The 12886-nt window shown below is 66.9% G+C and carries 14 protein-coding genes; 10 read left to right on the top strand and 4 right to left on the bottom strand.

Annotated elements, in window-relative coordinates; translation table 11 throughout:
- The first annotated feature begins 21 nt into the window (after positions 1-21).
- The 5 genes from NFL01S_RS22495 to NFL01S_RS22475 are packed head-to-tail and all read left to right on the top strand — an operon-like array spanning position 22 to position 5146.
- Complete coding sequence (locus tag NFL01S_RS22495; RefSeq protein WP_062978273.1) at positions 22-1635, top strand: thiolase C-terminal domain-containing protein; 1614 nt, start codon at positions 22-24, stop codon at positions 1633-1635.
- On the top strand, positions 1632-2552 hold the full coding sequence (locus NFL01S_RS22490) for an alpha/beta fold hydrolase (protein WP_062978271.1): 921 nt from the start codon (positions 1632-1634) through the stop codon (positions 2550-2552). The genes NFL01S_RS22495 and NFL01S_RS22490 overlap by 4 nt, the downstream gene beginning before the upstream one ends.
- Positions 2549-3460 (top strand): TIGR03619 family F420-dependent LLM class oxidoreductase, encoded by a 912-nt coding sequence (locus tag NFL01S_RS22485; RefSeq protein ID WP_062978269.1) that lies wholly within the window; start codon positions 2549-2551, stop codon positions 3458-3460. The genes NFL01S_RS22490 and NFL01S_RS22485 overlap by 4 nt, the downstream gene beginning before the upstream one ends.
- A 27-nt stretch (positions 3461-3487) precedes the next feature.
- On the top strand, positions 3488-4498 hold the full coding sequence (locus NFL01S_RS22480) for an aromatic ring-hydroxylating oxygenase subunit alpha (RefSeq protein ID WP_062978267.1): 1011 nt from the start codon (positions 3488-3490) through the stop codon (positions 4496-4498).
- Positions 4499-4525: 27 nt separating this feature from the next.
- Complete coding sequence (locus NFL01S_RS22475) at positions 4526-5146, top strand: cysteine hydrolase family protein (protein ID WP_245670830.1); 621 nt, start codon at positions 4526-4528, stop codon at positions 5144-5146.
- A 22-nt stretch (positions 5147-5168) separates the two neighbouring features.
- On the opposite strand, the gene NFL01S_RS35665 is transcribed toward NFL01S_RS22475, so the two are convergent.
- Positions 5169-5414: a hypothetical protein gene (locus NFL01S_RS35665; protein WP_157116815.1), complete on the bottom strand. Its 246-nt coding sequence runs from the start codon at positions 5412-5414 to the stop codon at positions 5169-5171.
- A 91-nt stretch (positions 5415-5505) separates the two neighbouring features.
- Between NFL01S_RS35665 and NFL01S_RS22470 the strand changes: the two genes are divergently transcribed.
- The 4 genes from NFL01S_RS22470 (at position 5506) to NFL01S_RS22455 (ending at position 9081) form a co-directional block, all read left to right on the top strand.
- Complete coding sequence (locus NFL01S_RS22470; protein WP_062978266.1) at positions 5506-6099, top strand: FAD-dependent oxidoreductase; 594 nt, start codon at positions 5506-5508, stop codon at positions 6097-6099.
- A gap of 120 nt (positions 6100-6219) precedes the next feature.
- Positions 6220-7401: a thiolase family protein gene (locus tag NFL01S_RS22465; RefSeq protein WP_062978265.1), complete on the top strand. Its 1182-nt coding sequence runs from the start codon at positions 6220-6222 to the stop codon at positions 7399-7401.
- Between the two features lie 80 nt (positions 7402-7481).
- On the top strand, positions 7482-8243 hold the full coding sequence (locus tag NFL01S_RS22460) for a crotonase/enoyl-CoA hydratase family protein (protein ID WP_062978264.1): 762 nt from the start codon (positions 7482-7484) through the stop codon (positions 8241-8243).
- 67 nt (positions 8244-8310) lie between these two features.
- On the top strand, positions 8311-9081 hold the full coding sequence (locus tag NFL01S_RS22455; protein WP_062978504.1) for an SDR family oxidoreductase: 771 nt from the start codon (positions 8311-8313) through the stop codon (positions 9079-9081).
- Between the two features lie 57 nt (positions 9082-9138).
- Here NFL01S_RS22455 and NFL01S_RS22450 read toward each other — a convergent pair whose 3' ends face one another.
- Complete coding sequence (locus NFL01S_RS22450) at positions 9139-9933, bottom strand: TetR/AcrR family transcriptional regulator C-terminal domain-containing protein (protein WP_062978263.1); 795 nt, start codon at positions 9931-9933, stop codon at positions 9139-9141.
- 285 nt (positions 9934-10218) lie between these two features.
- Between NFL01S_RS22450 and NFL01S_RS22445 the strand changes: the two genes are divergently transcribed.
- On the top strand, positions 10219-11217 hold the full coding sequence (locus NFL01S_RS22445) for an MBL fold metallo-hydrolase (RefSeq protein ID WP_062978262.1): 999 nt from the start codon (positions 10219-10221) through the stop codon (positions 11215-11217).
- A gap of 222 nt (positions 11218-11439) precedes the next feature.
- On the opposite strand, the gene NFL01S_RS22440 is transcribed toward NFL01S_RS22445, so the two are convergent.
- Both NFL01S_RS22440 and NFL01S_RS22435 read right to left on the bottom strand, forming a co-directional pair.
- The gene (locus NFL01S_RS22440) at positions 11440-12084 is read right to left on the bottom strand and encodes a 3-oxoacid CoA-transferase subunit B (protein ID WP_062978261.1); all 645 of its coding nucleotides are present in this window, start codon (positions 12082-12084) and stop codon (positions 11440-11442) included.
- Positions 12081-12842: a CoA transferase subunit A gene (locus NFL01S_RS22435; protein ID WP_062978260.1), complete on the bottom strand. Its 762-nt coding sequence runs from the start codon at positions 12840-12842 to the stop codon at positions 12081-12083. The genes NFL01S_RS22440 and NFL01S_RS22435 overlap by 4 nt, the downstream gene beginning before the upstream one ends.
- Between the last annotated feature and the right edge of the window lie 44 nt (positions 12843-12886).

Genomic DNA, 12886 nt, shown 5'->3' with positions numbered 1-12886 from the left:
CGGCGGAGACGAAGTGCGGCAATGGCCGGCGGTGAATCGGGAACCGAGCCGGAGGACGGTCTGCGCCGTCCTCCCGCCGTGACGCCACAGACCGAGTTCTACTGGACCTCGGGAGCCGACGGCAAGCTCCGCATCCAGGAATGCCTGTCCTGCTCCGCCCTGATCCATCCGCCGCAACCGGTGTGCCGGTACTGCCGGGCGGACCGGATGGGTGTGCGGGCGGTATCGGGTTATGCGGCGCTCATGGGCTTCACGGTGAACCACCGCTTCGCGGTGCCCGGGCTACCGCGGCCGTATGTCGTCGCGCAGGTCGCGCTCGAGGACGACCCACGTGTCCGGCTCACCACCAACCCGGTCGACTGCGACCCCGCCGATCTGCAGCTCGGGATGCGGATGGAAGTGGTGTTCGAGAAGACCGGCGAGGTATGGCTGCCGCTGTTCCGGCCGGTCCGCGGTGGGGACGGACCGGCCGGGCTGCCGCCGGGGGAATTCGAGCCCGTCTCGGCGCACGAACACATCCGGCCGATGCCGACCCAGGAGAAATTCGAGGACAAGGTCGCGCTCACCGGCATCGGCATGTCGCGGATCGGGCGCCGGCTCATGGCCGACCCGCTGGCGTTGACGCTCGAGGCGTGCCGGGCGGCGGTGGCCGACGCGGGACTGGAACTCGACGATATCGACGGCCTGTCCACCTATCCTGGTGCGGGGTCGCTCGGCCCGTTCACCGAGGGCGGCGTCACCGCGGTGGAAGGCGCCCTCGGCCTGCGGCCGTCCTGGTTCAACGGTGGTGCCGAAACCTTCGGCCCGGGCGGATCGTTGATCGCGGCCATGCTCGCGGTCGCGGGCGGGCTCGCCCGGCATGTGCTGTGTTTCCGCACCATCTGGGAATCGACCTATTCGGAGCTGGTCAAGGCCGGCAAGATCGGCCCGCCGGCGGGTATCGCCGATCCGTGGCTGGCGCCCTACGGTGCGGTCTCCGCGGCGCATACCCTGGCCCAGACCGCGCAACGGCATTTCCACCGTTACGGCACCGACCGCGAGACCCTGGGCTGGATCGCGCTCAGCCAGCGCGCCAATGCCGCGCTGAACCCGACGGCCGTCTACCGCGATCCGCTCACCATGGACGACTACCTCGGCGCCCGGCCGATCACCACACCGTTCGGGCTGTACGACTGCGATGTACCGTGCGACGGCGCGGTCGGCACGCAACTCGTCGAACGGCTCGAATGGGACCAGAGCACGCCGACCCACGAACCACAGGTACTGGGCCAGGCCGCGCATCTGTGGTCGCGGACGGGCCTGTGCCACAGCGACGTCGATGTCGCCGAACTCTACGACGGCTTCACCTTCAACTTTCTTTCCTGGATCGAAGCACTCGGCTTCTGCGGAATCGGCGAGGCCAAGGATTTCTTGCAGGACGGCACGAACATTGCCCGCGACGGAGTGCTGCCACTGAACACCCACGGCGGGCAGCTGTCGCACGGCCGGACGCACGGCATGGGGTTGATCCATGAGGCGATCGTTCAATTGCGCGGTGACGCCGGCCCACGCCAGGTCGCTGATGCGCGGGTCGCGGTAGCGAGCAGCGGCGGGCTCACACCCAGTGGTGTGCTGTTGTTACGGGCGGACCGGTGAAGGCCGAAGAGGCGGGCGTGCTCGCGGGTCCGTCGCCGGTTGCCGAACGGATCGTCGAGATCGACGGTATTCCGATGTCGGCCCTGTGCGCCGAGGTGGACCGGCCGCGGGCGGTCGTCGTGGCCGTGCACGGCGGCGCGACCACCGCGCGATACTTCGACCTGCCCGGCTTACCGCGGCTTTCGCTGTTGCGGCTCGGCGCCCGGCTCGGTTTCACCGTGCTGGCGCTGGACCGTCCGGGATACGGTGCGTCGGAGCCCTACGAGGACGCGTTCGACGCACCGGAACGACGGGCCGACGCGACCTACCGCACCATCGATGCGCTGCTCGGCACCGATTCCCGGGGCGCGGGAGTCTTCCTGATGGCCCATTCCGCGGGCTGCGACCTCGCCGTGAACATGGCCGCCGATCCCCGCGGTAGTTCCCTGCTCGGTGTCGAACTCGCCGGTACCGGCCGCCGTAAACACCCGGAAGCACTGCGCCGGATCGACGAGGTCCGCAGGACCCGCAGAAGTACGGCCGTGCGGGATCTGCTGTGGCAGCCGGAAGCGGTCTATCCATCCGAACTCGTGGGCGGGCGTGCGGTCTCGTCGGCCTCGCCGCCCTACGAGAGCACGGTCGTGCGGGAGTGGCCCGCGGACTTCCCCCGGCTCGCCCCGCAGATCCAGGTGCCGGTGCGATTCAGCTACGCGGAGTACGAACAGGTATGGCGCTGCGACCCGGAGGCACTCGCCGAGATCACCGGCTTCTTCACCGCGTGCCCCCGCTTCGTGACCTACCGGCAACCCGATACCGGTCACAACATCAGCGTGAGTTACGCCGTCGAGTCCTATCACCGCAGTGTGTTCTTGTTCGTCGAGGACTGTGTGCGCGGCCGTCCGGCGGGTGACTGTCGCGCCGAGGAGCCGACATCATGAAGTATGTACTCGAATACCCCAGCGAACTTCCGGGCTCCGCCGAGGAATTCCTGCACTCCGAGGTGATTCGCGAGGTCGCGGTCGCCGCTGAGCAGGCCGGGTTCGCGGCGGTGGCGCTGAGTGAGCATCCGGCCCCGTCGCTGAAATGGCGCCGCAACGGTGGCCACAACACCCTCGACCCGATCGCGGCCCTGAGCTTCATGGCGGGCGTCACCCGGCGTATCCGGCTCATGACCAATCTGTACGTGCTGCCGTTCCACAATCCCTATCTGGCGGCGCAAGCCCTGGGCAGCCTGGATATCGTCTCCGGCGGCCGGTTGATCGCCGGAGAGGGTGCCGGTTACCTGCGTTCGGAGTTCAGCGCCGTCGGTGTCGCGCACGAGCGGCGCGCCGAGTTGCTGGACGAGGCGCTGGCAGCGCTGCGCAGTATCTGGACCGAACCCGAACACCCGGTGACCGGCCAGGATTTCGCGGCCCCCGGACCGGTGTGGCTGCCGCAGCCCGCCCAGCGCCCGCATCCGCCGATTTGGCTCGGCGGCAACGGCCCGGCCGCGCTGGCGCGGGTGGTCCGGCACGGCAACGGCTGGATGCCGATCATCGCCGACGCGTCTATGGCGGCCGCGATCCGCACCGAGCCGATCGAGAACCCCGGCCAGTTCGGTAGCGCCGTGGATACGCTGCGGCGCCGGTTGTCCGAGGCCGGCCGCGCACCGGAGACGGTCGAGGTGCAGGCCGTCTGTCCGCATTTCGATATCCGCGACCGCGGATCGGTCCGCGCCGCCCGGGAATTCCTCGACGATCTCGAACGGCGCGGCGCCACCTCGGCGGTAGTGCATGTGGACGGTTCGAGCCCCCGCAAGGCCACAGAGTTCATCGACGGGTTCGGTGCCGCGTTCGCTCGCCGGTAGCCGTCTCGCAGACATCGGAGGTGTCATATGAAGGTCCCCTTCACCTGGAAAGTCACCGGCTGGTTCATGGTCGGCTGGTCCGCCGAGTTCCCGCTCGGCGAGGCGCGTCCGCTGCGCTATTTCGGCGAAGACCTCGTGGCCTATCGCGACGAGGCCGGCGAACTGCATATCCTCACCGGCCACTGCCGCCACCTCGGCGCCCATATAGGGCACGGCGGCAAGGTGGTCGGCGATTGCGTCGAATGCCCGTTCCACGGCTGGCGGTGGGGCCCGGACGGGCGCAACCGCAAGATCCCCGGCGAGGACCGGGTCAACCGGGGCCTGCGATTGCAGGTGTACCCGGTGAACGAACAGAACGGCTGCGTGTTCATGTGGCACCATCCCGAAGGGAAGGAACCACAATGGGAGATGCCGGACATCCTGCGGATGTTCCCCGAACTCGGCAGCGACCCGGACGGCTACTACCGCCCCTATCCCGAATTCTCCCGAAAAACCGAGCAGGAACCGGTGCATCCGCAGGTCGTCCTGGAGAACGGGCCGGACAGCCTGCATTTCGAATACGTCCACGGCGCCACCGTGACCCCGCAGATGCTGGACTACAGCGCCGAGGGCCACACCTGGTCGTTCCTCACCGGCTGGCCCGACGCCCGCAGTGACGATCCGGACAAGATGGCATTGAAAATCCACGCCCAGATGTTCGGCCTCGGCGGTTCGATCAGCGCCTTCGAGGGATCGTCCAACCATCGGCTCATCTTCGCGACCACACCCGTCGACGACGAATGCTCGGACCTGTTCTACTCGATCTGGTGGCCCAAGAAACCGGGCGACGACTCCGACGTCCCGCCGCCCGAGGTGCGGGAACGGGTGGAGCGGCAGTTCCTGGTCACGGTATGGGAGGACCTGAGCATCTGGCGGTACCAGAAGTACGTCGAACATCCGCCGCTGTCACCCAAGGACGCCAAACCCTATCTGTCGCTGCGTAAATGGGCTAAGCAGTTCTACGATGTCCCACCCGTTGAAGCCGGCAGCCCGGTATGAACGCCGGGCGCGGCCGAGGAGTTGCTCGTGGGTAAGCGCGCGCTGAGCGAGCTGATCGCCCCCGAGCGGACCGCCCTGGTCACTCAGGAATGCCAGGGCGCCGTGGTCGGGCCCGACGCGGGCTTGGCCGCGCTCGCCGACGAGGCACGCCGGGAGGCGCTACCCAATATCGCCGCACTACTGCCGGTCGCCCGCGCCGCGGGTGTGCGGGTGGTGCACTGCCTGGTCAACCGCCGTGCCGACGGCCTGGGCTCGAACCACAACGCGAAACTGTTCGCGGTCGGGCGCCGCGGGGTCGCAGTAACTCCGGGCAGTCGCGGTGCGCAGTTGCTCCCCGAATTCGGGCCCGAACCAGCCGATCTGGTACTCACTCGCACCCATGGCCTCGGGCCCATGGGCGGCACCGATCTCGATGCGGTCCTGCGCAACCTCGGCGTCCGGACAATCGTCGCCGTGGGCGTCTCACTGAACGTGGCAATCCCGAATCTCGTCATGGACGCGGTGAACGCGGCCCACGAGGTGGTCCTTCCCTGCGACGCGGTGGCCGGTGTCCCGGCGGAGTACGACGCGGCGATGATCGAAAACACCCTGTCGCTGCTGGCCACGGTCACCACGACCCGGGAACTCCTCGATATCTGGAAGGCGTGACGACCGAGCCGGACCGGCGCGATCAGGCGCCGGGCAGATCCTGCGCCGCGCCGGGGTCGCCGGCCGATCGTGCTGCGCCGGCCCGGTACGCGCGGACGAGTCCGACGCAGCCTTCGAGTACCCGGCCCAGCACCATGCCTGCCATCACCGAGACCACGGTCGCCCAGATGCCGCTGAATCCGAAACCTACGACGAGGAGTGCGGCGACAGCCGTCGTAGCGAGGACGGCGTAGGCCGTCTCACGGAAGAATCTTCTTACCCCCGGCACAGCGGCTCCCTCCCTGCACGCGTATCAACCCGTCATATTATCCGATGCGACCGTTCCGGCGAGGCTGCACCGCACCGAATGCGGCCGGCTGGTGGCGGCCGACGGCCGGGAATGGTCGGCGGATGTGGTGGTCACCGCGGTCGGGATGGAGCCCGACGACGTCCTCGCCGAACGGGCAGGCCTGGACGTCCACGACGGAATTCTCGTCGACGAATTCGCCGCGGCATCGGCTCCGGGGGTCTATGCGGCCGGTGATGTCGCGCGCTTCCCGGACCGCATTCTCGGCGGAACCGTACGTATCGAGCATTGGAACCACGCCCAGGCACACGGCGCGGCGGCGCGGAGCATCCTCGGAATACGCGAGCCCTACGCGGAAGTCCCGTGGTGCCGGACCACCCAGTTCGGCCGGAATCTGCAGATCGCGGGTTATCCGTCGGCGGGCACGGAAACGATCGTGCACGGTGATCTCGCGGACGGAGCGTTGCTGGCCCTGGTTCTCGACGGTGATCGGCTGGTGGGTGCGGCCGGGACCGGCCGGCCGCGGGAACTGTGCGCAGCCAAGATCCTCATCAAGGACGGTCCGTATGTGCCCAGTGCAGCACTCCAGGACGGGACGGCCGACCTGGTCGCCTTGGCCGCGGATGCGGCACGCTATGCGGCGCCGCCGACGGTCGCGGGCCGGTAATCGACCGGGCGATAAGCGGTACGCCATTCCAGACGGTGATACTGTATGTAATACTGTTGGAAAATTTGTACGGTGCACATCGCTACACCGCGAGTGTGGCTCGAACTGAGGTTGAGAGATATGGCCAAACCCGTCATCGTCGGCGCCGTCCGGACAGCGATCGGCCGATCGTTCAAGGGCGCGCTGGCGAACGTGCCGACCGAAACTCTTGCGACCACAGTGCTGCCGGAGGTGGTCCGCCGGGCCGGCCTGGAGCCCGCCGCGGTCGACGATGTGGTGTTCGCCGAACTGAACTACGGCGGTGGCGATCTGGCCCGGCACGCCGCGGTGGCCTGCGGGATGGAAACCGTTCCGGGACAGGCGGTCAACCGGCATTGCGCGGGTAGCCTCACGGCGATCGCCAACGCTTCCGCGCATATCCGTGCCGATATGGAGCGAGTCCTCGTCGCGGGTGGTGTGCAGTCGCTGTCCACGGCGCCGTTGATGAAGTGGCGTAAACCGGATTCGGGACCGGAAATGGAGTTCATCGAACCGTGGATCCCGCCGTCGCATCCGGAAACTCCCGACGCCCCGACCATGGATATGTCGGTCACGGTGGGCTGGAACACCGCGAAAGCGGTCGGTATCAGCCGGGCGGAGATGGACGCGTGGGCGTTACGGTCGCATCAGCGTGCCTGTGACGCCATCGAAGCCGGGAAATTCGTGGACGAGATCGTGCCGTTGAAGGTCACCCGGGCCGATGGCATCGTGCTCGACTTCGCGGTGGACGAACACCCGCGCCGTGACACCACACTGGAGCGCCTGGCCGCGTTGCCGGTGCTGCATCCCGAGATCGAAGGTTTCTCGATCACCGCCGGGAACAGCAGTGGAATCAACGATGCCGGTGCCGCGGTGGCGCTGGTCGGCGACGATTACGCCGCCGCCGAAGGGCTCGAGGTGATGGCGACCGTGCGCGCCTGGGCGAATGTCGGGGTGGCGCCGCGGGATACCGGCCTGGGTGCGGTGAAGGTGATCGGCAAAGTGCTGGAGCGGGCCGGGCTCGCCGTGGGCGATGTGGCGCTGTGGGAGATCAACGAAGCTTTCGCGTCGACGCCGATCGCGGCCTGCCGGGAATACGGGATGGACGAGGAGCGGGTGAACTTCTCCGGCAGCGGATGCAGTCTGGGCCACCCGATCTCGGCCAGTGGCGCCCGCATGGTGACCACGCTGATCTACGAGCTGCGCCGCCGTGGCGGCGGTATCGGTGTCGCCGCGATGTGCGCGGGCGGCGGTATGGGCGGTGCCCTGGTGCTCGAGGTGTGAGATCCCGGCACCGCCACGCCGGATACACCAAGCCTCCGGCAACACGATTCTGTTCATTCACAAGAGTAAGTAGGCGACGGGTGTCGGACGAAGTTCTGGTGGAGCGCCGCGGGCGCACCCTGGTGATCACGATCAATCGGCCGGATGCGCGTAATGCGGTGAACCTGGCGGTGAGTCAGGGCCTGGCCGATGCCATGGACGAACTCGACGACAGCCCCGAGCTGTCGGTCGCGGTTCTCACCGGTAGCGGTGGCAGTTTCTGCGCCGGTATGGATCTCGAGGCCTTCGCGGCCGGTGAATACCCGTATATCCCTTGCCGGGGCATGGGTTTCACCGAGCGGCCGCCGCGTAAGCCGATCATCCCTGCGGTGGAAGGGTTCGCCCTGGCCGGGGGTACCGAACTGGCACTCGCCACCGATCTGGTGGTCGCCTCGCGCAGTGCGCAGTTCGGCATCCCAGAGGTGAAGCGGGGGCTGGTGGCCGGGGGCGGCGGTCTGCTGCGCCTGCAGCAGCGCATTCCCTACCAGAAAGCGCTCGAGCTGGCCCTCACCGGCGAGAACTTCACCGCCGAACAGGGCGCGACCCTGGGGTTCGTCAACGTGCTCGCCGAGCCCGGTGAAGCCCTGACCGAAGCCCTGCGGCTCGCCGACCGGATCACCGCCAACGGACCGCTGGCGGTCGCGGTGACCAAGGAGATTCTCGTCAAGTCCCGGTACTGGAGCGAGGACGAGATGTGGCAGAAGCAGATGGAGCTGCTCGCGCCGGTATTCGCGTCGAAGGATGCGCAAGAAGGCGCGAAGGCGTTCGCGGAGAAGCCGACTCCCGAGTGGACCGGTACCTGACCGGTGCACCCGAACGTCCGGTGCGCCGGACCCCGACCTGTTGATCATGATGAGTAAGGAGAATCCCGTGTCGTTCGAGGGAGAAGTCGTTCTGGTGACCGGCGGTGCCGGCGGACTCGGTGCCGCCACCGTGCGCCGGCTGCACGGCGCCGGAGCGGCGGTCGTCATCGCCGACGTCGCCGACGAAAAGGCCCAGGAGCTGGCCGACGAGCTGGGCAACAAGGCCGTCTACGTACGGACCGATGTGCTGGACGAAGACGCGGTGAACGCGGCGCTGGACGCCGCCGCGGAACTGGGCGAACTGCGGTACTCGGTGATCGCCCACGGCGGTTTCGGTGTGCTGGAGAAGGTGGTGAATCGCGACGGCAGCCCGCATACGCTGAAGGGCTTCACCGACACCATCGGGCTGTACCTCACCGGGACCTACAACGTGCTGCGGTTGGCGGCGGCGCGGATGGCAAAAATGGAGCCGAAGCCGAACGGTGAACGTGGCGCGATCGTGATGACGAGCTCGATCGCCGGATACGAGGGGCAGATCGGGCAGTCGGCATATGCGGTCGCCAAAGGGGGAGTTATCTCCTTGACGCTCACCGGCGCCCGCGATCTCAGCTCGGTCGGGATCCGGCTCAACAGCATCGCCCCCGGCACCATGCTGACGCCGATCATGGAGCTGATTGGCGAAGAGGGCCTGGCGAAATTCGCCTCGACGGTGCCGTTCCCGAAGCGGCTCGGGACGCCGGACGAATACGCGAACCTCGCCCAGCATCTGCTGGAGAACCCGTATATGAACGGGGAAGTCGTGCGGATCGACGGCGCGCAGCGTTTCCAGCCCCGCTGACCTGCCGATCGGCCGCGGAAGCTGCGGGCTTCGGTGTGAAGCCCGCAGCGGCGAGTGCTACTTGGTGGCCGTTCGCGTCCGAGGCTTGCTGGTCTTCGTGGTTGCCGAACGGGTCGCGCGCCGCGCCGTCGTGGATTTCTTCTGTGTGTGGTTTTCGCCCGAGAGCAGCCTGGTCGCGTGGTCGAGGATGGAATCCAGCCCGTGCTCGAAGTTCCGGTCGTCCGGCGCACCGGAGTGGTACCCCTTGGCGGCGGCCTGGGCCAGCAGGGGAGTGGTCTCCGGATCGATGATCACGTTCTCGTAGTACGCGGTGGACTCCGGGCTGAGTTCGCGATTCTTATCCGAGAGACGTTGCAGCACAACGAGGCCGTGCACATGCAATTGGACACGGGAATATGTCTCCACCGCGTCCTCCAGAGAGAAGCCCGCCTCGACGAGGCTGGCGATCACCCGCTCCGTCTGCTTACCGCCGAGCCGTGCCGCTTTTTCACTCAAAGCCGACCTGATCAGGATCAGATCGCACAGGATGGGATTGCCGAGGAAGGTTTGCCGCATGGTTTGCGCGTGCTTACGCAGCGTTTCGCGCCAGTCCTCGGCCTCGATGAAGGGCGTTTCGAACGCATACTGCCGCAGCGCTCGGTCGGTCATGGCATTGAGCAGCTCTTCCTTCTTACGGAAGTACCAATAGATGCTCGTGACACCGACGCCCAGATGCTTACCCAGCAAGGGCATGCTCAGATTATCGATCGAAATCTCTTCGGCGAGTTCGAATGCGCCCGCGACGATATCCTCCGGGTTGAGAGAGCCACGTTCGCGTCTCGGGCGCTTCGTCGCGGTTCCCTGCTTCGCCATCTCGACCCACTTCCTCGCTCGTATGATTTCGGCAGAGGCGTGGTGCGGGGTCTGTCAAGGCGGGCCGGCCATGAAGCCTCCGTGGTGCGCTACTTTGCCGAAACTGTCACTGTTGACGTTACCACAGGGTGTTCTGTCGAGCCTTCTGCGGCCGCGCGCCCTATCGGACTGTGCGGTTGGCGCGGCGGAGAAGTACAGGAAGCCGGCCGGTTCGACGCGGCCCGCGGTCCCGCCTACCGGGAGCCCCGAACAGTGGTTTCTTTGCCTAAGGAATATGGTGACCTGATGGACGGCGCGATTTCTGTGGGCGATGGTATCTTCCGCATTCCGGTTCCGATCACAGGTAATCCACTCGGGAACACTCTGATCTACGTGCTGGAGTCACCAGGTGGCATCGTGCTCATCGATGCCGGTTGGTACGACGACAACGCGTGGGACGGGCTCACAGCCGGGCTGGCGGCCATCGGCCATTCGGTGAACGACGTCGAAGGTGTCGTTCTCACGCATTTCCATCCGGATCACAGCGGTCTGTGCGGACGTGTCCGGGAGGCCTCGGGCGCGTGGATCGCGATGCACGAAGCGGACCACGATCTGTTTGCGGGGATGACGGCGGATCGAGACGAGGCCTGGATGGCGGCTCAGAAGGAGAACCTGGCCCAGGCCGGTGCTCCGCACGCCGATGTGACGGCATACGAGCTCGCCGTGAACGAGGAAACCCGGGTGAGCCGCGATTCGGCGCCGGACCGCACCCTTGCCGACGACGAGCGGATCGCGCTCACCGGCCGCGACCTGCGGGCGATTCACACTCCCGGCCATACCCCCGGCCACGTGTGCTTCTACCTGGAGGACGCCGACGTGATGTTCACCGGCGACCACATTCTGCAGAAGACGACACCGCATGTCGGCAGTTTCGTCTACCCCCTCGAAGAGCGTGACGCATTGGCCGAGTTCACCGACTCGTTACGGCGAGTGCAATCGATGAACGTCACTCGCGGGCTCGGCGCCCACGGGCTCCCGCTCGACGACGTCGCGGGGCGCGCTGCGTTCCTGATCAAACATCACGAAGAGCGACTCGATCACCTCTACAGCGCATTCGGCGACGATCAGATCACCGTATGGGAGGTCGCCGCGCGGATGAAATGGTACAAGCCGTGGGCGGAGATCTCACCGCTCGGAAAGAACATGGCATTGTCCGAGGCGGCTGCGCATCTGCGCCACCTCGTCGCACGTGACCTGATCATCCAGCTCCCAGGCGGCGAACCGGCACGTTTTGCCCGTAGGTGAGGGCTGCTCGTCAGCCGGTGGATACCTCAATGGCGGCCGACGACAAATTATCGTCGACAGGGACCTGGTTCCGCCGGCTGCCGGACTCCGGCAAGGCCCGAAGGGGACCGACATTGTCCGGCCCCCGGTACGCCCAATGTGTGCACCGCTGCGAGTGTCTCGGCGAGTACGCCGGTCCGGGCGAAGTGTCCTGGCATCGCGGGGTAGGGATGGTCCAGGATGTCAGGCCGGGACGGTCTCGGTAACGAGCGGTGTCCCGGTCGCTTGCCGCACCTGATCAACGCTCACCCCGGGCGCGGTTTCGCGCAGGATCACCTGTCCGCCGGCGATATCGAGGACGGCGAGGTCGGTGATCACCCGGTGCACGACGGCTTGCCCGGTGAGTGGCAGGGTGCAGGTGTCGACGATCTTGGGGGAGCCGTCGCGGGTGGTGTGTTCCATCAGCACGATGACGCGACGGGCGCCGTGGACGAGGTCCATCGCGCCGCCCATACCTTTGACCATCGCGCCGGGCACCATCCAGTTGGCCAGGTCACCGGTTCGCGAGACCTGCATACCACCCAGGACCGCGGTGTCGATATGGCCGCCGCGGATCATGCCGAACGACAGTGCGGAGTCGAAGAACGCGGCGCCGGGTTCGACGGTGACCGTTTCCTTTCCGGCGTTGATGAGGTCGGCATCGACCGCATCGTCAGTGGGGTAGGGGCCGGTGCCGAGGATGCCGTTCTCGCTGTGCAGGACGACCTTCACGCCGTCGGGTAGGTGGTTGGGGATCAGGGTGGGCAGGCCGATCCCCAGGTTGACGTACTCGCCGGGGACGAGTTCGCGGGCCGCGCGGGCGGCCATTTCGGTGCGCGTCCAGCTCATCGGGTGGCCTCCTGCCGTACGGTGCGCTTCTCGATTCGTTTGTTCTGCGGCCCGGTGTCCACGATGCGCTGGACGAACACTCCGGGCAGATGCACGTGGGCGGGATCCAGTTCGCCGGGGGCGACGAGTTCCTCGACCTGAGCTATGGTTACCCGCCCGGCCATCGCGGCCAGCGGGTTGAAGTTCAGGGCCGTCTTCTCGAACACCAGGTTGCCGTCGGTATCGCCGACGGCGGCGTGGATGAGGGCGTAGTCGGCCACGATGCTCTCCTCGAGGACGAAGCGGCGGCCGCCGAACACTCGTACCTCTTTCGGCGGTGACGCGACGGCCACCGACCCGTCCGGCGCATACCGCCACGGGAGTCCGCCTTCGCTGATCGGTGTCCCGACACCGGCTGGTGTGTAGAACGCGGGGATACCGGCGCCACCGGCGCGTAGTCGCTCGGCGAGCGTGCCCTGGGGAAGCAGTTCGACTTCCAGTTCGCCGCCGAGGTACTGGCGGGCGAACTCCTTGTTCTCACCCACATAGGAGGCGGTCACCCGGGCGATACGTCCGGCGGACAGCAGAATCCCCAGCCCGTAGTCGTCGACCCCGCAATTGTTGGAGAACACTTCGAAGCCGGTGGCCTCCCCCGCGGCGATGGCCGCGATCAAGGCGTCCGGGACACCACACAGCCCGAATCCGCCGACCGCCAGAGTCGCTCCCGAACCGATATCGGCCACGGCAGCGGCGGCGGTGTCCACCACTTTCGGTTCCATTTCAGCTCGCCTCTCGTCTTATGTGTTCACTCAGCAAACGTTGA

Source organism: Nocardia flavorosea NBRC 108225, assembly GCF_001613385.1.
GTDB classification, from domain to species: Bacteria; Actinomycetota; Actinomycetes; order Mycobacteriales; family Mycobacteriaceae; genus Nocardia; species Nocardia flavorosea.
This window is presented reverse-complemented; position numbering and strand designations above follow the sequence as displayed.